Annotated in this window: 21 protein-coding genes and 1 pseudogene; 13 read left to right on the top strand and 9 right to left on the bottom strand. The window is 60.3% G+C overall.

Annotation, left to right across the window (positions count from 1 at the left end):
* Positions 1–61: 61 nt before the first annotated feature.
* Positions 62–853 carry an inositol monophosphatase family protein gene (locus ABID58_RS07620; RefSeq protein WP_148749118.1) on the top strand — a complete coding sequence of 264 codons (792 nt, stop codon included), beginning with the start codon at positions 62–64 and terminating at the stop codon, positions 851–853.
* 24 nt (positions 854–877) lie between these two features.
* Here the strand turns inward: ABID58_RS07620 and ABID58_RS07615 are convergent, their stop codons facing one another.
* Together ABID58_RS07615 and ABID58_RS07610 are read right to left on the bottom strand one after the other, a co-directional pair.
* On the bottom strand, positions 878–1,834 hold the full coding sequence (locus tag ABID58_RS07615) for a phosphotransferase (RefSeq protein ID WP_354032147.1): 957 nt from the start codon (positions 1,832–1,834) through the stop codon (positions 878–880).
* Positions 1,831–2,850 (bottom strand): phosphotransferase, encoded by a 1,020-nt coding sequence (locus ABID58_RS07610; RefSeq protein ID WP_354032146.1) that lies wholly within the window; start codon positions 2,848–2,850, stop codon positions 1,831–1,833. Before ABID58_RS07610 ends, ABID58_RS07615 begins: the two co-directional genes overlap by 4 nt.
* 173 nt (positions 2,851–3,023) lie before the next feature.
* Here ABID58_RS07610 and ABID58_RS07605 point away from each other — a divergent pair, with 173 nt between their 5' ends.
* Positions 3,024–4,430, top strand: coding sequence for an amidase (locus ABID58_RS07605; protein WP_354032145.1), 1,407 nt, complete (start codon positions 3,024–3,026; stop codon positions 4,428–4,430).
* A gap of 150 nt (positions 4,431–4,580) precedes the next feature.
* On the opposite strand, the pseudogene ABID58_RS07600 reads toward ABID58_RS07605, so the two are convergent.
* Positions 4,581–4,700 (bottom strand): annotated as a pseudogene (locus tag ABID58_RS07600) (IS5/IS1182 family transposase); the annotation flags it as partial.
* A 439-nt stretch (positions 4,701–5,139) separates the two neighbouring features.
* Here ABID58_RS07600 and ABID58_RS07595 point away from each other — a divergent pair.
* Positions 5,140–5,772 carry a DUF1326 domain-containing protein gene (locus ABID58_RS07595; protein WP_148749122.1) on the top strand — a complete coding sequence of 211 codons (633 nt, stop codon included), beginning with the start codon at positions 5,140–5,142 and terminating at the stop codon, positions 5,770–5,772.
* A gap of 49 nt (positions 5,773–5,821) precedes the next feature.
* A complete protein-coding gene (locus ABID58_RS07590) occupies positions 5,822–6,604 on the top strand; it encodes a DUF2182 domain-containing protein (RefSeq protein ID WP_354032144.1) in 783 nt (260 codons plus the stop codon).
* A gap of 135 nt (positions 6,605–6,739) precedes the next feature.
* Here ABID58_RS07590 and ABID58_RS07585 read toward each other — a convergent pair whose 3' ends face one another.
* Positions 6,740–6,952 (bottom strand): hypothetical protein, encoded by a 213-nt coding sequence (locus tag ABID58_RS07585; protein WP_354032143.1) that lies wholly within the window; start codon positions 6,950–6,952, stop codon positions 6,740–6,742.
* 475 nt (positions 6,953–7,427) lie between these two features.
* On the opposite strand from ABID58_RS07585, the gene ABID58_RS07580 reads away from it, so the two are divergent.
* The 4 genes from ABID58_RS07580 (at position 7,428) to ABID58_RS07565 (ending at position 9,465) form a co-directional block, all read left to right on the top strand.
* Entirely contained in the window at positions 7,428–7,760 is a 333-nt protein-coding gene (locus tag ABID58_RS07580; protein ID WP_354032142.1) for a hypothetical protein, read from the top strand.
* A 293-nt stretch (positions 7,761–8,053) separates the two neighbouring features.
* The gene (locus tag ABID58_RS07575) at positions 8,054–8,461 is read left to right on the top strand and encodes a hypothetical protein (protein WP_354032140.1); all 408 of its coding nucleotides are present in this window, start codon (positions 8,054–8,056) and stop codon (positions 8,459–8,461) included.
* A gap of 137 nt (positions 8,462–8,598) precedes the next feature.
* A complete protein-coding gene (locus ABID58_RS07570) occupies positions 8,599–9,087 on the top strand; it encodes a hypothetical protein (RefSeq protein ID WP_354032139.1) in 489 nt (162 codons plus the stop codon).
* Positions 9,088–9,231: 144 nt separating this feature from the next.
* Positions 9,232–9,465 carry a DUF7336 domain-containing protein gene (locus tag ABID58_RS07565; protein ID WP_354032138.1) on the top strand — a complete coding sequence of 78 codons (234 nt, stop codon included), beginning with the start codon at positions 9,232–9,234 and terminating at the stop codon, positions 9,463–9,465.
* A 155-nt stretch (positions 9,466–9,620) separates the two neighbouring features.
* Here ABID58_RS07565 and ABID58_RS07560 read toward each other — a convergent pair whose 3' ends face one another.
* The 5 genes from ABID58_RS07560 to ABID58_RS07540 all read right to left on the bottom strand — a co-directional run bounded on the left by ABID58_RS07560 (position 9,621) and on the right by ABID58_RS07540 (position 17,155).
* On the bottom strand, positions 9,621–9,932 hold the full coding sequence (locus ABID58_RS07560) for a 1-deoxy-D-xylulose-5-phosphate synthase (RefSeq protein ID WP_354032137.1): 312 nt from the start codon (positions 9,930–9,932) through the stop codon (positions 9,621–9,623).
* 1,865 nt (positions 9,933–11,797) lie between these two features.
* Positions 11,798–13,618 (bottom strand): ABC transporter ATP-binding protein, encoded by a 1,821-nt coding sequence (locus ABID58_RS07555; protein WP_354032136.1) that lies wholly within the window; start codon positions 13,616–13,618, stop codon positions 11,798–11,800.
* Between the two features lies 1 nt (position 13,619).
* Positions 13,620–14,537, bottom strand: a complete 918-nt coding sequence (locus ABID58_RS07550) for an ABC transporter permease (RefSeq protein WP_148749128.1) — start codon at positions 14,535–14,537, stop codon at positions 13,620–13,622.
* A gap of 2 nt (positions 14,538–14,539) precedes the next feature.
* Entirely contained in the window at positions 14,540–15,520 is a 981-nt protein-coding gene (locus ABID58_RS07545; protein WP_354032135.1) for an ABC transporter permease, read from the bottom strand.
* Positions 15,521–15,592: 72 nt separating this feature from the next.
* Entirely contained in the window at positions 15,593–17,155 is a 1,563-nt protein-coding gene (locus tag ABID58_RS07540; protein ID WP_354032134.1) for an ABC transporter substrate-binding protein, read from the bottom strand.
* A gap of 350 nt (positions 17,156–17,505) precedes the next feature.
* Between ABID58_RS07540 and ABID58_RS07535 the strand changes: the two genes are divergently transcribed.
* The 5 genes from ABID58_RS07535 (at position 17,506) to ABID58_RS07515 (ending at position 21,680) form a co-directional block, all read left to right on the top strand.
* Positions 17,506–17,760: an HAD hydrolase-like protein gene (locus ABID58_RS07535; protein WP_354032133.1), complete on the top strand. Its 255-nt coding sequence runs from the start codon at positions 17,506–17,508 to the stop codon at positions 17,758–17,760.
* Between the two features lie 430 nt (positions 17,761–18,190).
* The gene (locus tag ABID58_RS07530) at positions 18,191–18,967 is read left to right on the top strand and encodes an ABC transporter ATP-binding protein (RefSeq protein ID WP_354032132.1); all 777 of its coding nucleotides are present in this window, start codon (positions 18,191–18,193) and stop codon (positions 18,965–18,967) included.
* Entirely contained in the window at positions 18,964–19,686 is a 723-nt protein-coding gene (locus tag ABID58_RS07525) for an ABC transporter ATP-binding protein (RefSeq protein WP_354032131.1), read from the top strand. The genes ABID58_RS07530 and ABID58_RS07525 overlap by 4 nt, the downstream gene beginning before the upstream one ends.
* Before the next feature lie 2 nt (positions 19,687–19,688).
* Positions 19,689–20,603, top strand: coding sequence for a branched-chain amino acid ABC transporter permease (locus ABID58_RS07520; RefSeq protein WP_148749133.1), 915 nt, complete (start codon positions 19,689–19,691; stop codon positions 20,601–20,603).
* 3 nt (positions 20,604–20,606) lie between these two features.
* The gene (locus ABID58_RS07515; protein WP_354032130.1) at positions 20,607–21,680 is read left to right on the top strand and encodes a branched-chain amino acid ABC transporter permease; all 1,074 of its coding nucleotides are present in this window, start codon (positions 20,607–20,609) and stop codon (positions 21,678–21,680) included.
* The last annotated feature ends 16 nt before the right edge of the window (positions 21,681–21,696 follow it).

The raw sequence follows: 21,696 nt of genomic DNA, 5'->3' as shown, positions 1-21,696 counted from the left end.
CGAATTCCCAAGGCCAGCCGTTGCGCAGCTCTGCGCGACGCGCTTTCCCCTGGAGCGAGCATTGGACGACATTCAAGACAAGATTTCCGCGAACGAACTCGCTTCGTTCTTCGATGAACTCGCCGAAATGGCCGGCCGGATCGCGTTGACCTACTTTCGGTCCAGCGTCGATTTCGTACGCAAGCAGGACTTGACGCCGGTGACGATCGCCGATCGCGCGATCGAAGTGGAATTACGCCGCCTGATCGGCGCGCGCTTCCCCGATCACGGCATCCTCGGTGAGGAAATGGGATCGACCCTGGGCGATCGCTACACCTGGTATCTCGATCCGATCGACGGAACGAAGAGCTTCATCTCCGGAATGCCGCTGTTCGGCACGCTTGTCGCGCTGGCCGATGAGCGCGACGGGTCGGTTGTCGCCGGCATGATCGACATGCCGGCGCTGGCCGAACGGTGGTACGGCACGCCGCGTGGGGTCACGTTCAACGGCAAGCCGGCCAAGGTGAGCCGCACGGCAAGATTGGAAGACGCGCAGATCTACACATCCTCGCCGGACTTCTTTACGTCGCAGGATTGGGCTCGCTACGATCTGCTGAGCAAGAAGGCCATGTTCCGACGATTTGGCGGCGATTGCTATCAATATGGGCTGCTGGCGTCCGGCCATTGCGATCTCGTCGTCGAGACGTCGCTCAAGTCGTTCGACTTCATGGCATTGATTCCCGTGGTCGAGGGCGCCGGCGGAATCATACGCGACTGGGATGGGCGGCCGCTCACACCGGACTCCGACGGACGCGTGATCGCCGCAGCGAACGACAGCTTGCTCAAACAGGCCCTGACCGTCCTGAAGCAATAGCCACGAGAGGCGGCCCGGGCCGGCTCACGCCAGCCGCAACCAGCTGTCCCAGCGCGGGTCATACATCACGTCCCGGGCGCGCATGTATTTCCAGACGCCGTACTTCTGGTAGTCAAAATCCCAGCTGTTGAGCTTGCGGTTGACGACCGCCCATGAGGCCCATTTCATGTCCGCGAGCGCACGGTTGAGAATGACGCGGGCAATCATCTGCGGACGAACCTCGCCCAGATATTGCTCGATGAGGGCTTCCGTCAGCTTCTCGTCAAAGAACATTTCGGCAAACAACACGCCGAGCTCGTAGCTGCGCTCATTGTTGGAGGCAAACTCGTAGTCGATCAGCTTCATCGGCCTGGGCGCGCCGGTCTCGGCCGAAATGAGGAAATTTCCCGGCATGGGATCGTTGAAGCACGGCACGAGATCGAGGCCCGACGCCAGGAAGGCTGACTTGGCCTGATTGTAACGGTGCATCAGCCAAGGCATGTCCTGCGGGAAATGCGACCCCAGTTCCTTGCCTTGCTCGATGTGTTCCTCGATCATGTCGAAGATCGTCTTGGTCTGGCCAAGCTTGGGGCCGCCATGCAGTCGACGATAGAGATCGAGAACGTCGGACTGGATGGCGGAATCGCCGAAATCCGCATTGGTGCAGGCGCGATAGCCCTCCAGAAATTCGCTGATCTCCAGCCCGTCCGCCGCGTCGAAGAAGACGACCTCCGGCCCGACACCCATGGCATGGGCATTGCGCGCGGCCTCGTTGGCGGTGACGCGATTGATGAACATTTCCGAGCCCTCGCCCGGCACCTTGACGAAATAGCGACGCCCGTCGCCGGCAATCTCGACCAGCCAGTTCTGGTTCGACAGGCCGCCGACCAGCGGCGCATACGCGCCCGACTTGCCGCGCCATTGCGGGACGCGAGCGATTGCGGCTTCGACGTTGCGTTCGTGAAGCGTGGTCCCCTCACCAACTTTTCTACGAACGGTCATGCTATCCTCCGAAGCATCTCGCCAAAGCGGGGCTCCCGAACCACCATGCGGCAACGCACGAAGCGCCAACTGGCAAATTTGTAGAACTCCAGCGTGTTGCGTGCCGATTTGGCGGCGAGCAGCGCGCCGATCAATCCCCAGCGCAGATCATCAGCCACGCCGTAAATCCGCGCACGGTTGAATGCAACCTCCTCGAAGATCCCGGTGCTGCGGGTGAAAACGTCGCGTGCCTCGGGCTCCTGTGCACAGGCCTCGACCAGGAAGCTGCCGATATCCTCCAACGGGTCGGTCGTTGTCGCGCGATCCCAATCGATCAGACGAACCTCGCCTGCGTCGCTGATCAGGATATTCGACACATTGCCGTCGCCATGGATCGGCACCGCCTTGATATCCAGCGCTCGGAAGGCGTCGGCCGCAAAGCGCAACTCCTTGACCAGCCATTCGGCATCCGACGGCAATTGGGCCTTCGCGGCCGCCGCCGCAGCATAGAAATGCTCAATCTCGTCAAAGACACTCTTGCGGCGTGGCAGCGGTGGTCCGGCTTGAAACAGGCGCATCGCCGCAATGACGGCGTCAACGATGTCGGGCTCGAGCATCCGTTCCAATGTACCGACCCGCCAGCCCTGGTTGAGATCCTCCATCACCAGCAGGCCGGCCTTCGGGTCAGCCATCAGCACTTTGGGCCCGATGCCGAGATCGGATGCACGCTGCGCCGCCTCGAAGGCGCACGCCACGTCGATATAGAGCTTCGCATCGCGATCCATGGCCTTGATGAAGATGCTTTCGCCACCGCCTTTCCTGGTGGCGCGCCAGGGAAAGCCGTCGACACCTCGCCAGCTTGGCGACGCCAGGATCGGGATGGCAGGCTCGATCACGATGTCTCCGGACCCCCATCCTGGGAGCCCGGCAATGGTATTCCGGATGGTGGCCGGTTCCGTTCCAGATTGACTCATGGCGACTTCTGATCTCTTGCGATTGCCGTTCAGCCGACCTTCATGTCCGCCAAATTTGATCAAGACAGATTTTGATCAGGACTGATTTTGATCAGGACAGATTTTGATCAGGACAGATGCAAAAGGGATGCCTCGCGCTCCACCAAAACATGCCGTTCGAGCGGCGGCTCTACCCCAACGCAGGCTATTTTCGCTATCCGGGACAGTGATCCGGAACGCTACTCATTGAGGCCACCATGTCTGCTGCAGAACTGATCGGGATGGGCCTTGCCGAGTTGACCGAGGCTTACGCCTCGCGTGCGCTATCGCCGGTAGACGTGCTGCGAGCCGTCCTCAGCCATTCCGAAGACGTCAATCCCGCGATCAACGCCCTGTTCAGCTTCCGTCCAGAGCAGGCCACGGCCAGCGCGCAACAGTCTGAAGCCCGATGGAAGGCCGGAGCTCCGCTGGGTCCGCTCGATGGCGTTCCGATGACCGTCAAGGACAGCGTCGCCATGGTCGGCTGGCCCTACTTTCATGGTATCGGGGCCAACCGCGCCCTGCCGCCTTCAAACTACGATTCGCCACCGGCGATCGCGCTGCACGAAGCCGGCGCTGTGATCTTTGCAAAAACCACCATGCCGGATTGCGGCCTGATGGCGTCAGGCATCAGTTCGCTGCACGGCATCACCCGCAACCCCTGGGGACTTGCCTGGAACACCGGCGGCTCGTCGGCGGGCGCCGGCGCGTCGGTCGCGGCCGGCGCCGGATATGTCTCCGTCGGTACGGATATCGCGGGCTCGGTCCGCCTGCCGGCCGCGCATTGCGGCCTCGCCGGGCTGAAACCAACGCACGGACGCGTGCCGCATCTGCCGGCCGATACGATGCGCATGGCCGGTCCCATGGGCCGCAGCGTCGACGACGTCGCCCGCCTGCTGAGCGTGCTGACGCGGCAGGACGAGCGCGATACCTGGAGCCTCCCAGCCGACGGCGTGCGCTATCACGAGCGCCTCGCGCGCGATGTGAAGGGATTGAAGATCGGCGTCCTCACCGACATGGGTTTTGGCATGAAGCCCGAGGCGATCGTGCGCGAGACCGTCGAGGCGGCCGGAAAGCTGCTGGCCGGAGCAGGCGCGATCATCGAGCCGTTCACCTCGCCGCTCGATCATGACGCCTATGAGGCCATCGACTTGTTCCTTCAGGTCCGCGGCTATCTCGAATACACGTCCCTGCCCCCACACAGCGACGCGCCAAGCGACATCAATCCCTACGTCCGCGCGTGGAGCCTGGACGGAGCGAAGCACTCAGGCACCGACCTTTACCGGGCACTCGGCCGGATCGCCAAGATGAAAGCGGCGCTGCTGGCGGCCTTCGAAGGCTGGGACTATGTCATCTCACCGACGCTGCCGGTGGTGAACTTTCCGGCCGAGGAGCCGGGCGTCTCCCGCGAGATGCCGCTCGAGCACACGCTGTTCACCGCCATGTTCAACCAGACCTGCCAGCCCGCCTCGACGGTCTGCATGGCGTTCGATTCCCGGCATCTGCCAATCGGTGTCCAGGTCATCGGCCATCGCTTCGACGATCTTGGCGTGCTGCAGGTGACCAAGGCGCTGGAGGATATGCGTCACGTCAAGATGGATTGGCCGTTCAAGCCACGGCCCTGATCGCTAGAGCATTGAGGCTTCCAGGCCGGAAAACAGAAAATCGAAAACAACCCCATGCACAGTAGAAAATCGTCGGCGCGGCTTTGCGGATTTTGCGAATCTATTTGACACGTCGGGCAAAACACTGGCAGAGTGCGATCATCACACTTTGCGATTTCGTTTCGGCGGAGTGTTCGCCCATGCTCCTTCCTGGCGAGCAAGCTCCCTGAGCCAGTCGGCGTCATAGCCATCCGCGAGCAACATGGTTTTGGAAAGCAAGGCGCTGAGGAGCGACATTCGCGTCGTCGTTAAAACACGAAACGTGCCCGTTAGGCTGGTTCTGCGAACGTCGCGATGCGTCCGGTCAGCGTGCGCCTTATTATTTTTTGTGCCGCGCTTACCGCCAGGGGTTTCGTTGGCGAACCTTTACATTGAGCCTGAGCTGATTGTTGGCGGCTAACTGCTGTTTGCAACCGGAAATCGGCCCAGCTCTACCAAAGGGCTCTGCCCGATAAGAGCGTCGAATGCACCTGTACGCTCAGAACGCGGGCTGATATGCTTCTATGATTGGGACAGCATGGTCGCCGGTCCGTTAGCCGTCGCATGGCTTCCCGGAATGATGCATGTCGTTCAGAGCGAGTCCCGATCCCGCATTGCTCCGGATTTTTCGACGCAAATGGATTATCAAGCGGCTTAATGGTCCCGCGGACAACGCGATGGGAGGTGCGTCATGGCTGCATCTGACTGGCGTCTCGAAGGCGAATGGATCAAGAACTGCAATTGTGCATTTGGCTGCCCCTGCGATTTCAATGCTCCGCCGACCCACGGCAGCTGCAAGGGCTTGGTCGGCATGAGAATCACCAAAGGACATTTCGGGAGTACCAAGCTCGACGGCCTGGTGTTCGCCGCAACCGTCGATTTTCCCGGCGCACTGCATGAGGGCAACGGGCAGATGCAGCCGATCATCGACGAGCGCGCCACGGCGGAGCAGCGCGAGGCCCTGTTCAACATCTTCTCCGGCAAGCATTCAGCCGACGGCACGCTGTTCCATATCTTCAGCCTGATCGTCACCAAGATCCACGATCCGGTTTTCGTGCCTTTCGAGTTCACCTTCGATAAGAACGGGCGCGTCGCCAAGCTCGTCGCCAAGGGCGTGCTGGAGACGGAGGTCGAGCCGATCAAGAACCCGGTGACCGGTACGCCACATCGCATCCAGGTCGTGATGCCGGAAGGGTTCGAGCACAAGGCCGCCGAGGTGGCCTCGGCCAACATCCGCTCGACCGGCGCGATCAAGTTCGACACGAAAGGCACGCACAGCTCTCTCGCAAACGTCGTACAGACGCCTGACGGTGTTGCGGCTTGATGCAATGTAAGGTTCTGTCTTTGATCTGACCTAGGCGTGTGTGAGCCCAATGGCTGAGCTGTTGGCCTTGGAATACTTGCTGCGGCGCGACCGCCTTATCGTCGGCGTCGGGCTGGCTGTCGTGGTGGCGCTGGCGTGGGCATATCTGGCCACCGGGGCAGGCATGGACGCCGATATGGCCGACATGGCAATGGATATGCCGATGCCGTGGTCGCCGTTCTACGCTGCGCTCGTGTTCGTCATGTGGTGGGTCATGATGATCGCCATGATGGTGCCGAGCGCTGCTCCCACGATCCTGCTATTCACGGCAATCCGCCGCAAGCAAGTGACCTCCGTCAATCCCTCGGCGGAGGCCTGGTTTTTTTTGGGCGGCTATCTGCTGGTGTGGGCAGGTTTCAGCCTCTTCGCGATCCTGACGCAGTGGGGCCTCGAACGCGTCGGGCTATTGTCCATGGCTATGGCAAGCACCAGCCCGGTACTCGGCGGTGTCATCCTGCTCGCCGCAGGACTCTATCAGTTCACGCCGGTCAAGCATGCTTGCCTGCGCTACTGCCAGAGCCCGGTACTATTCCTAAGCCGGTACTGGCAACACGGTGCAGGGGGCGCACTACGCATGGGGCTCCGGCACGGAGGCTACTGCCTCGGCTGTTGCTGGTTCCTGATGGCGCTATTGTTCGTTAGCGGGGTTATGAATCTTGTCTGGATTGCGGGCATCGCCCTCTATGTCGCATGCGAGAAATTGCTGCCACACGGCCGCGCATTCAGCCGCGCCGCCGGTGTCGCGCTAAGCGCTTCGGGCGTGTTTCTACTTGCCCGCGCGTTCGTTGCTTAATTGTCGAAGGGCGTCTGCGCATGGCCCGAACACGAAGCCGGGGCGGAGCACTAAATTGTCGGCTCATAGAGGTAGACCGGAAGCAGCCGGCCGACACTCCGAAGGTCGCTCATGACCCGCAGCGGACGTTAGCGGTCAGTCTGCCATGTCATCCAGACCGGGATGTTCTTTGTAGATGTTGTCCTGAAGCATGGTGTCTATCCGAGCGATGATATCGCCAACTGATGTCCTCAATCTCGCAAACTCATTGGCTGGAGAAGCGTCTTTGGCGAGCGAGAGCGCTAGGGACAACTCCTCAATGACGCGCTCTGCGTGCTGTTTAAATCGTGTGGCTGATTTCGCGTCCATAGAACCATCTCGCGGGAACAGGGCCTACCTTGCAAATGGCAGCATACTTGCCTTTGCACCAAGAAGCCTTCCAAATAGCGAGAGCGCTACTATTCCGTTAATGGCCCTTAGCAGACCTTGGCACTTGCTCCTGCGATGTCCATTCCGGACTTCGCGACCCATCAAAAGCCAGTGAACTTCGGGCTAGTTTTTTAATTGGTCTGGGGGACGTTTGGTATGGTGAAACTACCTAACCGAGCGCAATCACCATGGCCCTCAGAGCACTGAAAGAGTTCATTGCCTCCTCGAAGCCCGCTACCGGATGGCAAGCGGCTGTGATCATCGTCGTGATGCTCCTGCCGCTCCCATTGTACATTCTACTGCCGGTCGGGACTGTCGTTCTTCTGATGAGGTGCCTCCTCAAATATTTAGATGCGAAGCAGGATGTTGGTCGCGCAATCCGCCAACAGAATGTCGGCTAGCCCGGAGGCAAGCCGTGAGTAAGGTCAAAACTCCACGGGAAAAGAAGCAACTGAGCTACGCCAACGACCGACGAAACACCTACGGCGAAAATCAGAAGAGTAGTCGAAAGAACATGCCGCGCAGCAAGCAGCTCTCGCATCAGGATGAGCGGCGGGCGGTGCGACAAGCCCTCATCGCTGCGCAGGGGGCCGTTGCGGACGAAGTCGCCGATGAAGCCCAGTCGCAAGCATTGCGCAGAGGTCGAATGAAGAAGCTGAAGACGTTTCGCAAATCACCGGATACGCCACTAGGCGAAGTGATTGAGCGACGGTTGCTCAGGCGACAAACGAAGACGCGTGATGAATAACTGCCCTGCGTCCGTCATCGCGGCGCCCGAAGATGGACCACGCGCTTAACTCGACATCTGTGTAAGCCCGAAGCCATTTCCGCTTTGCCCATCGGCGAAGTGGCGGCACTTTTCCACGAGGTCGGCTCATTGAGGGATGGCGGACGAGATTTGCCCAAGGTTGAGGTCTGTGCATTTTGACCCCATAGCGGAGGTGGTGCCATTCATCAAAGTCGAGCATTTATTCGTACACATGGTAGAGACATCACATTTATGCAACCAAGGTCCCCACCCATCCGCAGCGCGAAGCCGAGATGCAAAGAGATAACAAGACCCGTCCCTGCACCTGCGCTTTTCGCCAGCAACTGCATTGCGTCAGGTTTCAGATGGGCGAATGCGACCAGAAGCCGATCCCCCATACTTTTGACCACCCTAACGCTAGGTTTGGACGCATCACGCGGCCCGCGCCGGTAGCGAAGAAAAACGATGCCGCCGGTACCACACTGATTTATGTTCCCCTACTTGATGAGGGAACTGAGGTAATTCGCCCGACGTTTGGGCTGTCGCTCGGCGCCTATGTCTACCGAGTTTTAGCAACGCCAGAGTACGATCCTAGTCGCGAGCATTGGAAATTTCCTCCGGGGAGCGTTGTCCGCTGTGCTCTGGAAATGCGCAGTGGCGGCGAAGTGTTGGTCGCCCAGGAATTGATCGCGGGATATTGAAATTCAACCATCTGGTCGCGTCCGGTTTTGGACCCGAAGCGGCCTTCACTAGATTTCTCTCAACTGCAAGCAAAGCTGCTAACTTGACGGAAGGTTTTGCCGGGTGAATGATCCATCGGTCGGATCTGAGTAGCAGGATGATAGATCGCGCAGCACGCGACCAGCTTTCGGGGAACCTTAGACACCTGATTGTCGGCGGGATTACCAACGATCAGTTTGAACGCGCTACGCCGGTGGACGACGGGGACCCGGCGATCTGGGCGATTACAGACATGTCGTGGCTCCTCTACAGCGATATGAAGGAGCATCGCTTCGTCGGACGCCACAGCATCGCTCCGATCTGGAAACGCGAAGTGCTGCGCTGGATTTTGTTTCTCGACGGCGACTTTGAATACCGCTGGCCGAAGATTTCATTGCCCGGCCTCCACCCCATGCGACGTGCTCGCCCGATGTGGCTGAGTTGGCATAACTCGATTTCTTACGATCGAGCCTCCGAGTTTCTTGCGGCCGGAGATTACAATGCTTGGCCGTTCATTTCCCGATCCGAGTACAAGCATGCCTTGAGGCATCCGAGACGGCTGGCGGGAAGGCCAAGATTATCACAAACTGAACAGCTCGGGAATTGATCGCGGGCGGCCAAAAATCGGACGCTACCTGGTTGTGGCCCACCGGGTGGCAGCGTTTCCATTTAACGACACGCCAACGTAGCGGAAGCACGAAAGGCCCATACGACGTCAGGGATGAACGGCGAAACGAGGAGCATACATAAAATGGGCACGGTTTTTCTGCTCTGGCACACTCGACCAATTGAAGACGGTCTCGATGAGAACGATACCGAAGACAAGCTCATCGGGGTCTACAGCAGCGCTGCCGAAGCGGATGCAGCTAGAAAGCGCAAGCTTCAATTTGAGGGCTTTCGCGACTACCCCGACTGCTTCATTGTCAGCAAATATGAAGTAGACAGGGATGCATGGAGCGAAGGGTTCGTGACTGTGAAGACGTAAAGTGATCGCCGTGCTGATGTCGGCTTCTGGCCCTAATGCGAAGTCCGACCGGCCTCCGGAATGGTCCGCTCATCGGGGCGGACCGGGCGTCACTGGCCGAGTTCGCAAACGGCGCTTTTGACCCACAACCGACATGACGGCCGGCTGTTGTGGCGTCATTCGGAGCGCTTTCCTCTAATGTCGCGCCAGTATTCCTCCGCGACGTCGGGATCGATTACGATAGGCGCGGAGCTCTCAGCATAGAGGCGATCTTTGCCATCTTTTCGTGGACCTGAAATCCAGAACCTTTCTCCAGTCTCCACGTCGAAGTAGTTTGCCTTGAACCCACTACCTTTCAGGCTTTGGAAAGTGCGCCCTCCATAGCCGATAGATTTGCCCGTCTTCGAGAACGTGACGCGCCCAATCCGCGCCGGGCCGTTCAGCGACGCTGATTTATTCTCGACATACATGATGCGCGTTTTCGGCATGCTTAAACTCGAAAGCTATACAGGGTAACGCCATTTCAATGCGCGGCGTAGGAAGAGCAAAGCCACAATGATCGCGAGGGCGGCGAGCCAGAGAAAAGCTGGAACGGGCGACTGATTGTGTATGTGGGCAATGTACAACACGAGGCCCAACAGGACAGCAACAAGCGCGTTCGATACCCAATACAAAGGTGAGAACCCAATTCCCGTTGCTGCGAGTTCAGCAGCTCGTTCGCGTGCTTTTGCTGCGCGCCACCAACAAAACCCGAAGAATGCAAGAGCAATAAGCCAATTCATTCCAGTGCAATTAGTTGGATTTGCATCGTTCGTCTTCGAACGGCGGACGACTCAGATGCCTCGTGAGACGCCCTTCATTGCCCCACCCGTAGCGCTTAGCGAACGGAACGTACAGAAGGCAGGCTAGGCCCAACACTATCAGTACCATGATCAGGTTGAGGCCGAGGAACACGTAGATGCTGGACGTGCCTCCGACGAGGAGGACGAGCATAAGGGTGGAACGAATGCTGAAAGGCGACATGCCCGTCAGAGTAGCACGAGGACGCTCTTAACTGGCAACTCTCTGACGATTAGGGTTTGCAGACCATTAAGTCAGCTTCTGGCCCATCAGCGAAGTAGCGGAGCGTTCGTTGAGGTCCGCTTAGTATGGCAAGGCGGACTAGATTTGCTCAGGATGAGTTGTTCGCATTTTGACCTGAGCCGACCTCTCGCCTATTCATTCAAATTCTAGCATTTGGCTTGATTGACGGTTCACGCGCCCGTTTTACGATCAGACGTGGCTGGTAGCATGACGTGACGCACATCTTCGGACTGGTCGCATGAGCGCTTACGTGAGAACCATTTGCTAAATTGCTTTCCTGTTCGCGTGGTGTGGCGGATTGTGGAGCTGCGTTCTAGCCGCGAAGCAGCTGCATGCAGCCGGCAACAGTATTTGGACGTTAAATACACGGACGCGACTGAATGCCTGGAAGGGAGCAAATATTGTGCTCTTCCTTAGCTGTTCGGCCGTCGGTGCCGCTGCAATCCTGACGGCAATCGCAGTCCGGTAAGGCCGCTTCAATCAGCAGCTTCTTACAATTTCGAAGTCCGCTGTTGACCCATAGCTGACCTGCCGTGCGCATCCGGCCGAGGACCGCTTGTGGCCCATCGCTGCCTTTGCCCCAGTGCCGCTACATGTCGGTTCAGACGGGCAGAGCGGAAGTTCGCGGCCGAGCGCTAGACCGACGCTTTTGACCCATAACGGACAATCGATGAGCATCTCGTCGAGAGTCGGCACTCGACCCTCGGTGGGCTAGTTTCATTCTAGCGGCGGCTTAAGCTCCATCTCCGCCGCCGCCCATCCCCGGCAGATCGCTGCCACCATTGTCTGTCCGATCTCGTGACGTCTTTGTGCCCTGCCGAACCGCAAAGCCAATAAACCCGACAAGAGCTATGAGGGCGAGGAGTGGTCCTATCCAATTTGGCATCAGCTTCTCCCGTTAGACCGCCTCAGTTGGCGACTCTTTCATATCATCCTAAGCGTGCAATGTCGCCTGTTGGTCCATGGCTGCCCTTGATTCCGCGCTGCTAAATGTCGGCTCACAGTGGCAGACCGGAAGTTTGCAGATGAGCGCCAAACTGCGCTTTTGACCCAAAGCGGAAATTTGCTCTGCCTCCATCGGCAAGATCGTTAATTAATTGCCCGCTAGTCTTCGCGATGGAGGTTGGATCGCCCACGGCTAGACATGCGAATAACTTCCGCTTCTGGCCCATAGCGTCGTTTCGCTGCTACGCAACCCGTCAACTATCGGGGCATGGCGGACAGTGACAAGCTGTCCGTCCAGCGGGTTTATGAGTTCACGGCCTCGTCTTTAAGCCGCCGCCTGCGCGTGATCGCCGTCGAGAAGATGGCAAGCAGCGAAGCGCCCGGGCGAATGCTCGACGAGCCTCGGCGTCTCCACCCGGCAACGGCCGAATGCTTTCGGACAGCGCGACGCAAAGCTGCAACCGGCCGGGATGTCGATCGGGCTCGGCGGCTCGCCCTCCAGCAGGAAATCGGAGGGATCAAACGGCTTCTCCTCCAGCGTCGGGGCCGCCGACAGCAACGCCTTGGTATAGGGATGCTGCGGATCGAAGAACAGATCGTGGTTGTCGGCAATCTCGACCATCTCGCCGAGATACATCACCGCGATCCGCGTGCAGACCTTCCGCACCATCGCCAGATCGTGCGAGATGAAGACGTAGGTGAGGTCGTTCTTTTCCTGCAGTTTCGAGAACAGCTCGATCAACCTTCCCTGCTCGCGCTGGTCCAGCGCGGACAGGGTCTCGTCAAGGATCAGGAGCTTGGGATCGAGAATCAGGGCTCGTGCGATCGAAATGCGCTGGCGCTCGCCGGTCGAGAGCGCGTTCGGCAATTGGTCGTACAGCTCGGCGGCGAGACCGACTTCAGCCATCGCCGCGATCACCCGCTTTCGCAAATCTGCGCGCTTGACACTCCCACGGATCAGGAGACCCTCCTCGATCATGCGGCCGACCGTGGTACGCGGCGGCAAGGCATTGTAGGGGTCCTGCAAAAGAAGCTGAAACTCGTTGCGCTTGCGGATCAGGTCCCGCGATGACAGCGCGCCGAGCGAGGTCCCATTCAAGACGATACTGCCGCTGTCGGGCGTCTCCAGCCAGGCCAGCAGACGGGTCAGGGTCGACTTGCCGCAGCCGGATTCACCGACAATGCCGAAATTCTCGCGCGGCATGATGTCGAGCGTCACGCCACGCACGGCCTGCACATTGCTGTAAGTGTTGAAGGTGCCGCGCTTGCGGGCGCGATAGGTGCGATGGACATTCTCCACCTTCATCAACGGGGCTTCGCCTTGATCCTGACGGCGGGCAAGCGGCCCCTCCGCCGTCTCCCACATCCGCGGCACGCTCGCGATGGCCTTGCGCGTGTAGTCGGATTGCGGTGAAGCCAGCAGTTCGGCGAACGCCTGTTGCTCGACGAACCGACCCTGGTACAGCACCGCCGTTCGATCGCCGAATTGCCCGAGTGTCGGCAAGGAGGAGGACAGATAGATAGTCGCCATCTTGTGCCGCGTGCAGAGGTCATGGAGCAAAGCCACGATCTGCGCGGCAATGGTGACGTCCAGCGGCTGGGTCACGTTGTCGGCGATGAGCACGGCGGGTTCGGCACAAATGGCGTCCACGATCATCGCGCGCTGCATCATGCCGCCGGAGAATTTCGACGGGTAGTCCCAGTAACGTTCCTTTGGCGACGGGATTCGGACCTCGCCGAGCAGCTGCATGACCCGGTCACGACACTCGCGTCCGTTCCATTCAGGCCTGACGCTGTGCAGCTTCTCCGCGATCTGGACCCCGACCGGCACCGTCGGATCCAGCGAACTCTGCGGCTTGGAGCCGATATAGGCGATGTCGCGTCCGATCCGCACTTCGCGCGCACCGGCGCCAAGGATGTCGTGTCCGGCGAAGGCGACCCGTCCGGCGCGATATTCCAGGCTCTCCGGCAACCAGTTCGCCAGCGCGCGGCTGAGCACCGTCTTGCCCGCACCGCTCTCCCCGTAGATGCCGAAAATCTCCGACGTGCTGAGGCTGAAGCTGATGTGATCGAGAATTGGAGCCGCGCCCGGCGTCGTGGCACCGACCGTCAGATCGTCGATTTCGAGAATGCGCGAGAGATCCATCTCAGAGACCTCCATAGATGCGGTTGCGCGCCTTTTCCAGCGCCGAGCCCATGAGATTGATCGAGGTGAGCGCGACGGCGAGGAAGATGCCCGGGATGGTCCCGATCCACCAGGCGTTAAGCAGGTACTTGCGGGAATCGGCGATGATGCTGCCAAAGCTCGGAGTCGGCGGCTGAATGCCGAGCCCAAGGAAGCCCAGGATCGCCTCGAAGATCATCATGCGGGCAACATCGAGCACCGCGACGAAGGCAATCGGCGGCAGGATGTTGGGTGCTGCGAATAGCAACAGGATGCGCCAATCTCCGGCCCCAAGCACGCGCAGACCACGCACATATTCCTTGCCGCGCTCGGCGACCGCGGCACTGCGGGCCACGCGCGCGTACAGCGGCCAGCCGGACAGCGCCAGCACGATGATGATGGTCGGGACAGTCGGCCGCGACACGCCGAGAATGGTGATCGCCAGGATAATCATCGGAATCGAGAGCTGGGCGTCGGTGATCCGCATGATGATGGTGTCCCACCACTTGCCCTTGAAGCCTGCAAACAGGCCGAGACCGCAGCCGATGATGAAGATCAGGAGGACCGTGACGATGCCGACCAGCAGCGAATAGCGCAGCCCGATCAGGCTCCGCATCAGGATGTCGCGGCCGAGCTGATCGGTGCCCAGCACGTGATCCCAGGTCCATTTGTCGCCCAGATAGACCGGCGCCAGGAACTTGTCCTTCACCACCATCTTGGTGGCACTGACCGACGACACCTCGGGATAGATCGCGGATGCGAGCAGCAGTGCGATGAAGACGAAGAAGCCGACCTTGAAGCTCGACATGCCCCAGGCTGCAGCCAGTATCCTCCGATTGACGGACCGGATGCGCGCCAATCGAGGCTCGGGCTCCGCAGCAATGACCGTGGTGGCCGTCATGGTCAGATCTCCACGCGAGGATCGATGAGATAGGCGACCAGATCCACGATGATATTGATGAAGACAAACACCGCGCTGGTCGTGATGGCGATGCCCTGGATCACTGGGAAATCGCGCCCGACGACAGACACGACGGTCAGATTGCCGAGACCCGGATAGTCAAAGATGTATTCGATCACCAGCACGCCGCCGATCAGGGTCGAAAGCTGGATCCCGAGCAGGTTGACCAGTGGGACCGCCGCATTGCGCAGAGCATGGGAATAGACGATGCGGCGGCGCGACAGGCCGCGAACCCTGGCTTCATCGATGAACGGCGCCTGCATCACTTCGCCGAGTGACGTCGTCAGCGTCCGGATGATGAAGGGCGCGATCTCCACCGCCAGCACCAAGGCCGGCAGAATGACATAAGAGAAGCCCTGGTAGCCGAGCGCCGGAAGCAGCTTCAGCTTGATCGACAGAAACAGGATCAGAACGATCGCGAGCCAGAAATTCGGGATCGACACGAACAGCGATTGCATGCCGAACGCCAGGGCGTTCTGCCATCGATGCTGATGCAGGCCGCCGGCTATTCCCACCGGGAACGAGATCAACAGCGCGAACAACAAGGCCATGCCGCCCAATTGCAGCGTGAATGGCAAACGCTCGAGAATGAGGTCGGTCACCAGCGCCATGTCCGACTTGGTCGGATCGACATATTGTCCGCCGGCGGCAATCATGCCGCTACGCGGCCGCAGATAGGATTGTCCGAGGTCGCCCTGGAGCAGACCGCGCATATAGCGGCCGTATTGGACGATGATGGGATCGCGCAGCCCCATCTTGGTCGCCACCTTCTCGACCACGTCGGGTGGCGCCATGCCACCGACGATCAGACGGACGGGATCGCCTGGAACCACGCGCAACAGCGTGAAGATGATCAACGAGGTGATGAAGACGATCAGGAGGCCCTGTGCGATCCGCTTGACCAGGAATTCCAGGATCAACATCGGGAAGAGCTACCCTTGCATTCGTCGGGGAGTACCGGCAGGTCGGACAAGTCCGACCTGCCGGAGCAATCATCATGCCAGTGTGGCCTTGGTCATGTCCTGCATGCCGTTCGGGTAGATGTAGAGGCCGTCGAGCTTCTTGCTGTAGGCGTGGATGAAGACTGACGTGAACAGCGCAAGTGCCGGCGCCTTCTTGGCGATGGTCGGCAGCGTCTCGGTCTGGAGGATCTTCTTGCGCTCCTCGATGGAGGTGGCGTTGCGCTCCTTGTCGAGCACCGCGTCGATGTCCTTGTCGACGATGCCGGTAATACGCTTCGACGACGAGTGGAAGTGGGTGCGCAGCACCAGATCCGGCTCAGGCGACCCTGTGCACCAGCCGCAGTCGATCATGTTGCCTTCACCGCCACCCGGCTTGTCATAGAGCAAATTGCCCCAAGCCGCGACTTCGAGGGTCTGAAGATTGACTTTAAAGCCCTGCTCCTGAAGCATGCCGGTGATCAGTTCGGCATATTCCTTGGTCTTCGGATAGAAGCCGACCGAGGTGTAATAGGTGAGCTCGGGAAGGCCCTGGCCTTTCGGGAAACCGGCTTCCGCCAGCAGCTTCTGGGCCTTGGCTGGATCGAACTCCGGATAATCGGCGACCTCCGTATAGCCGAACTTCACCGGCGAGATGTGCGCCTTGGAGTAGGTTCCGGAGACGCCGAGCACTTCCAGCACCTGTTTGCGATCGATGGAGTGGCACGCCGCCAGCCGGATGCGCGGATCGTCGAACGGCTTTTTGGAGCAACGGAAGAACAGATATTTGTTCTCGACCGACACCGCCTTGTGGATGTTGAAGCGAGCATCCTTGGAAATCGTCTCGACCTGCTCCTGCTCCAGCCGCTCGATAATGTCCGCCGAGCCGTTCAGCAGCGAGAGCGTCCGGGTCGTGGTGTCGCCGACGAAATGATATTCGACGCCGGGAATCTTCGGCGCACCGAGGAAGAAATCGGCGTTGGCGGTGAGAACGGTCGTGTCGCCCTTCTGCTCGACGTATTTGTATGGCCCCGTGCCGTTCATGCGAGCCGACAACTGCGCCTTGTTGGCGATGTCCTTGGCAGACATGATCGGTAGGAACGAAGAGAGATAGTAGTAGAGCGCCGCCGGATAACCGTGCGCCTTGGTATTGATGCGGCAGGTGAAATCGTCGACGACGTCAATGGTGACGAGGCCCGGATACCACTGCGCCGGCCGATCGGGCTGGCAGCCATACTCGTAGGTCGCCTTGACGTCGGCTGCCGTAAACGGCGTGCCATCATGAAACTTCACGCCCTTGCGAAGCTTGACCTCCATCGTGGACGCATCGATCGGCGTCATGGACTCGGCCAATTCGAAGATCAGCTCGTCCGGCTTGTCCGGTTTCATCGGCGCGCGCGTCAGATAGCCGAACACGAATCCTTCGACGATCAACTGACCGAGATTGGTGTGCGTGGTCGGATCCCAATTTCCAGACAGCGCTTCCGCGCCGAGAAATCGCAGTGCCTTGCCTTCGGCTGCAAAGGCGGAGTTCACTAGAAAATCGGGATTGACCCGTCCGAAGCCAAACGCTGCGGCACCGGCAAGCCCACCTAACATCACGTCTCTACGGTTGATCATGTCCTATCCCTCGATGATTTTGCCAATGCTGAAACTGCTGCCGAGGGCGCGGGGCACTCAGCCGTTTCGATCGTGTCGCGCAACTTGCCGCAACTTGCCTAGCCGCAACTTGCAAAGCGTAGACCAAAGCCCGTGCTTGCCCGATTCCTGCTGCTCCACGATTCCGTTGCTGACACTCCCGGATGCGACGATTGCGCGCGGCGGCTCCTGATCACCTGGAGCGCACCGCCCAACTCCGAGGCAGCCACGCCTGTCCACTGTGCAGGACAGGAATGATGGACGCACGGAACAGCCGCTCAGTGACGGTGAGCCTATAATTCCCATGTTTCGAAATGAGCGGAATCCCGGCCTTGAAGACACAGGAGTCCCCGACCCTGATCGAACAGGCGCTCGCGCATCTCGGCACCGCAAAGCACGAAACGATCATGATCGGCGACCAGGGCGCAACCGATATCGCGGCCGGCAACGCCGCGGGCCTGCGCTCCATCCTGCTCGCCAGCGACGTCCCGTTCAATACGGCCGCAGATATCGTCCCTGATCGCATCGTGTCGAGCCTTCTTGATCTGCTCGACGCCACGGCCATGCGGACCGGTCCACTCTCATGATGACTCCGAGCTTGATCGCGCGCATGCAGACCCAGCTGGGCGCATCATTGCCGCTCTGGGGTCTTGCTTCACAATCGACGCTCTCCTTCCTCAGCCATTCCGAGAACACGACGTCGCCCGTAACGGATCCGGATTGCTCATTTCCCTTCAATCCGGCCGTTTCCTCTCAAGTCTTGCCTTCACTCAAGTCTTGCCTTCACTCAAGTCTTGCCTTCGCCCCTGTCTTTTAGCTCCAGTCCTGCCGTCGCTTCAGTCTTGCTGTTCTGGGACTCCGGAGCACGACAATCGACGTTGCCCCGCCACGATGCGTTCCCGGAATGTCACCGTCATCATAATTTCAGATATCCGCGAACGATATTTCGAATTTTACAAGCGTCTCCCGCAACGCAAAACTCCGTCTGTGATTGGCGGCGAGTGAGAAGGCGTTGAGATGACTTCCGGTGGCTTGGAGTTGGGCGCTCGCGACGTCAGCGTCCAATTCGAAGGCTTGAAAGCACTGTCCAAAGTCGCGCTCAACGTTCCGCGGGGACGCATCACCGGACTGATCGGCCCCAACGGCGCCGGTAAGACGACACTTATCAACGTGCTGACGGGGTTCCAGCCGGTCGGCACAGGGACCGTCGATCTGGAGGGCGAGATGCTCAACGGCGTCCCGGCCCACAAGCTTCGACGCAAGGGCGTCGCTCGCACATTTCAGTCCGGCCGACTTTTCCGCGACCTGCCGGTCGTGGACAATCTCGAGGTCACGGGCGTGGGCATGGGCCAGACGCGGCGCGAGGCGATCGCGGAGGCCGAGCGCGTGATGGCCTGGCTTGGCATATCGCATCTCGGCAGCACGATCGCAGGCGCCCTGCCCTACACAGACGAGCGCCGCGTCGCCATCGGCCGCGCCATCATGTGCACGCCACGTTATTTGCTGCTCGACGAACCCGCAGCCGGCATGTCCGAGCATGAAAGCCACGACCTGGCCGTCATCATCAGGCGGATCGCCGGCGAACTCGGCGTCGGCGTGCTGCTGATCGAGCACAACATCGGCCTCGTGCTCGAACTCTGCGAGCGCATCTTCGTGCTCGATTCCGGCGAGATCATCGAAGTCGGCGCGCCGGCGCAGATCCGCAACAGCGACGCGGTCCGGCACGCCTATATGGGCACGCAGCGCGACGAAGTGATCACGGCGCCCGCGACCGAGATGGGCGCCGCATCATGACGCTGCTCGCCGTCGACGACATCACCGTCAGCTACGGACGCCTGACGGCGTTGCGCGGCGTCACGCTGAAGATCGCCGAAGGTGAGGTTCTGTTCGTGACAGGCCCCAACGGCGCAGGCAAGTCGACCCTGCTGAACGCGATCGCCGGCGTCGTGCCGGCGGGCTCGGGCTCCATCACCATGGACGGCGCCAACGTGACGGGTGCCTCGCCGGAGGACATCGCCCTGCGCGGATTTTCGCTGGTGCCGGAAGGACGCAACGTCTTCGGCGCACTGAGCATCGAGGAAAATCTGAAGGTCGGCACCGGCATGCGAGCCGACAGGCACAGAATCGCCGGCGACCTGGACTCCGTCTACGCCGAATTCCCGATGCTGGCCGATCGCCGCCACACTACGGCTGGCATGCTCTCCGGCGGCCAGCAGCAGATGCTTGTCATCGGTCGTGCGTTGATGACGGCTCCGCGCATCATGGCCATCGACGAGCCTTCGCTGGGACTTGCACCCAAGATCATCGATCAGGTCTACGAGATCCTGGTGCGGCTACGGGCGCAGCGCAAGCTGACGCTGCTGATCGTCGAGCAGAGCTCGACGCGCGCCATGATGACCGGCGGACGCATGATCCTGATTCGCGGCGGGCGCATCGTCCTCGAGGGCGCCGCGGCCGACATGATCAAGGACGAACGTCTGAAGCAAGCCTATTTCGGCTTCGGAGACCACTGAGAATGACGGCGGTTCTGCAGATCATCTTCGACGCACTGAGCCTCGGCAGTCTCTATGCCCTGGGCGCCCTCGGCATCGCGCTGATCTTCGGCGTCATGCGGCTGGTCAACTTCGCCCATGGCGACTTCATCGCCTTCTGCGTGTTCGCAATGCTATGGCCGTCGATCGATGCAACCGCGGTCGTTTTCGCCGGCATGCTGCCGTTCTATCTCCTGATTCCGCTGTTGCTGATCATCGGCGCGACACTGTCCATCCTGTCGGAGATCGTCGTATTCCGCCGTTTCCGCAACACCAATCCGGCGACGATGATGATCGCGTCCTTTGCCCTCGGCTTCGTCATCCGGCACTTGATGCTGATGCTCTATTCGAGCCGCCCGAAGTCGATCACGCTGTGGCCAAGCCTCGGCCTCCCGGTCGATTTTCTCGGCGCCCACATCCCGATGCTCCAAGTCGTGACCATCGTCATCACGCTGGCCGCGCTCGCTGTGCTGGTGCTGTTCCTCAAGCGCACGCGCTATGGCCTCGAAATGCGCGCCGCAGCCGAAAACTTCACCATGGCGCGCATGCTCGGGGTCCGTGCCAACGGCGTCATCCTGCTGGCCTTTGCCATCAGCGGCATGCTGGCCGCGGCGATCGGATTGATCCTGGCCACCATCTCCGGCACCGCCGACATCAACATGGGCGCCAACGTCATGCTGATCGCCTTCATCGCCACGGTGATCGGCGGTCTCGGCAGCGTGCCCGGCGCCGTCGCCGGCGGCTTCATCATCGGCGCCGCCAGCGTCATCTTCCAGGCGACACTGCCGCACGACGCGCGCGTCTTTCGCGATGCCTTCGTCTATGGCGCGGTGATCGTCGTCCTGCTGGTGCGGCCGCAAGGCCTGTTTGCACCGAAATCCGCCAAGCAGAGGGTCTGATCGATGCCAAAGCGGCCGTCCGTCATCCGGCAAACGATGCTGACACCGATCGTCCTGATCGTCGTCCTGCTCGTCATGGCCGCCCTGAGCTATCAATTCGGCAGCCGCGCGTTCAACCGGACGGCCGTCGAGATGTTCATCAACATCATGGTGGTCGTCGGCCTCTACGTGTTTGTCGGAAATTCGGGCCTGCTGTCGTTCGGGCACATCAGCTTCATGTGCCTCGGCGCCTACATGACCGCATGGCTCGCGATCCCGCCCGTGATGAAGTCGATGACGCTCAAGGGACTGCCGGCCTGGCTGCTGCACACGCAATTGCCGATGTGGGTGGCCACGCCGATTTCGGGCGTGTTCGCCGCCCTGTTCGCGCTCGTCGTCGGACGCGTCATCATGCGCCTGTCGGGGATTGCCGCCTCGATCGCGACTTTCGGACTGCTCGGCGTCATCAACAACGTCTATTCGAACTGGGATTCGGTCACGGGCGGACAAGGTTCGATCGTCGGCATACCGCCGACCATGAACGTCTGGATCGGCTGGCTGGGTGCCGCAGTTGCGATCGCGATCGCCTACCTCTACGCGATTTCCCGCTCCGGGCTCGCGCTTCGGGCCACACGCGATGAGTCCGTTGCCGCCAGCGCCTCGGGTATCGACATTGTCCGCGAACGGCTGGTCGCGTTCGTGGTCAGCGCCTTCATCATCGGCATCGCCGGTGCGCTCTACGCGCACTTCCTGAGCATCGTCAACCCCGGTGCCTTCTATCTGCGGACGACCTTCATCACCCTCTCAATGCTGGTCGTCGGCGGCATGTACAGCCTCAGCGGCGCCGTCACCGGCGTCGTCACGATCTCGGTGCTGATCGAATTGTTCCGCAATCTTGAAAAAGGCATCAGCCTTGGCGCAATCAAGGTCGCACTGCCGAACGGGGTCCAGGAGATCGCGATCGGCATCATCACCATCGTCATCTTGATGTATCTGCCGACCGGTCTCACCCGCAACCAGGAGTTCTCCTGGCGCGGATGGCCGATGCTGCGACGTTTGTCACGCCCGGTGCGGACGGCGATGAAGGAACTGAACTGAAGTTCACTACACAACT

This window comes from Bradyrhizobium sp. S3.2.6 (assembly GCF_040546885.1).
Classification (GTDB): domain Bacteria; phylum Pseudomonadota; class Alphaproteobacteria; order Rhizobiales; family Xanthobacteraceae; genus Bradyrhizobium; species Bradyrhizobium cytisi.
Note: the sequence above shows the minus strand (reverse complement) of the source record. Positions and strands in the feature narration are given on the sequence as shown.

Bases quoted from the DNA above. Each gene is read 5' to 3' on its own strand.
- ABID58_RS07615 (WP_354032147.1), bottom strand. From the start codon at position 1,834: ATGACCGTTCGTAGAAAAGTTGGTGAGGGGACCACGCTTCACGAACGC.
- ABID58_RS07605 (WP_354032145.1), top strand. From the start codon at position 3,024: ATGTCTGCTGCAGAACTGATCGGGATGGGCCTTGCCGAGTTGACCGAG.
- ABID58_RS07595 (WP_148749122.1), top strand. From the start codon at position 5,140: ATGGCTGCATCTGACTGGCGTCTCGAAGGCGAATGGATCAAGAACTGC.
- ABID58_RS07590 (WP_354032144.1), top strand. From the start codon at position 5,822: ATGGCTGAGCTGTTGGCCTTGGAATACTTGCTGCGGCGCGACCGCCTT.
- ABID58_RS07585 (WP_354032143.1), bottom strand. From the start codon at position 6,952: ATGGACGCGAAATCAGCCACACGATTTAAACAGCACGCAGAGCGCGTC.
- ABID58_RS07575 (WP_354032140.1), top strand. From the start codon at position 8,054: ATGCAAAGAGATAACAAGACCCGTCCCTGCACCTGCGCTTTTCGCCAG.
- ABID58_RS07570 (WP_354032139.1), top strand. From the start codon at position 8,599: ATGATAGATCGCGCAGCACGCGACCAGCTTTCGGGGAACCTTAGACAC.
- ABID58_RS07565 (WP_354032138.1), top strand. From the start codon at position 9,232: ATGGGCACGGTTTTTCTGCTCTGGCACACTCGACCAATTGAAGACGGT.
- ABID58_RS07560 (WP_354032137.1), bottom strand. From the start codon at position 9,932: ATGCCGAAAACGCGCATCATGTATGTCGAGAATAAATCAGCGTCGCTG.
- ABID58_RS07555 (WP_354032136.1), bottom strand. From the start codon at position 13,618: ATGGATCTCTCGCGCATTCTCGAAATCGACGATCTGACGGTCGGTGCC.
- ABID58_RS07550 (WP_148749128.1), bottom strand. From the start codon at position 14,537: ATGACGGCCACCACGGTCATTGCTGCGGAGCCCGAGCCTCGATTGGCG.
- ABID58_RS07545 (WP_354032135.1), bottom strand. From the start codon at position 15,520: ATGTTGATCCTGGAATTCCTGGTCAAGCGGATCGCACAGGGCCTCCTG.
- ABID58_RS07540 (WP_354032134.1), bottom strand. From the start codon at position 17,155: ATGATCAACCGTAGAGACGTGATGTTAGGTGGGCTTGCCGGTGCCGCA.
- ABID58_RS07530 (WP_354032132.1), top strand. From the start codon at position 18,191: ATGACTTCCGGTGGCTTGGAGTTGGGCGCTCGCGACGTCAGCGTCCAA.
- ABID58_RS07525 (WP_354032131.1), top strand. From the start codon at position 18,964: ATGACGCTGCTCGCCGTCGACGACATCACCGTCAGCTACGGACGCCTG.
- ABID58_RS07520 (WP_148749133.1), top strand. From the start codon at position 19,689: ATGACGGCGGTTCTGCAGATCATCTTCGACGCACTGAGCCTCGGCAGT.
- ABID58_RS07515 (WP_354032130.1), top strand. From the start codon at position 20,607: ATGCCAAAGCGGCCGTCCGTCATCCGGCAAACGATGCTGACACCGATC.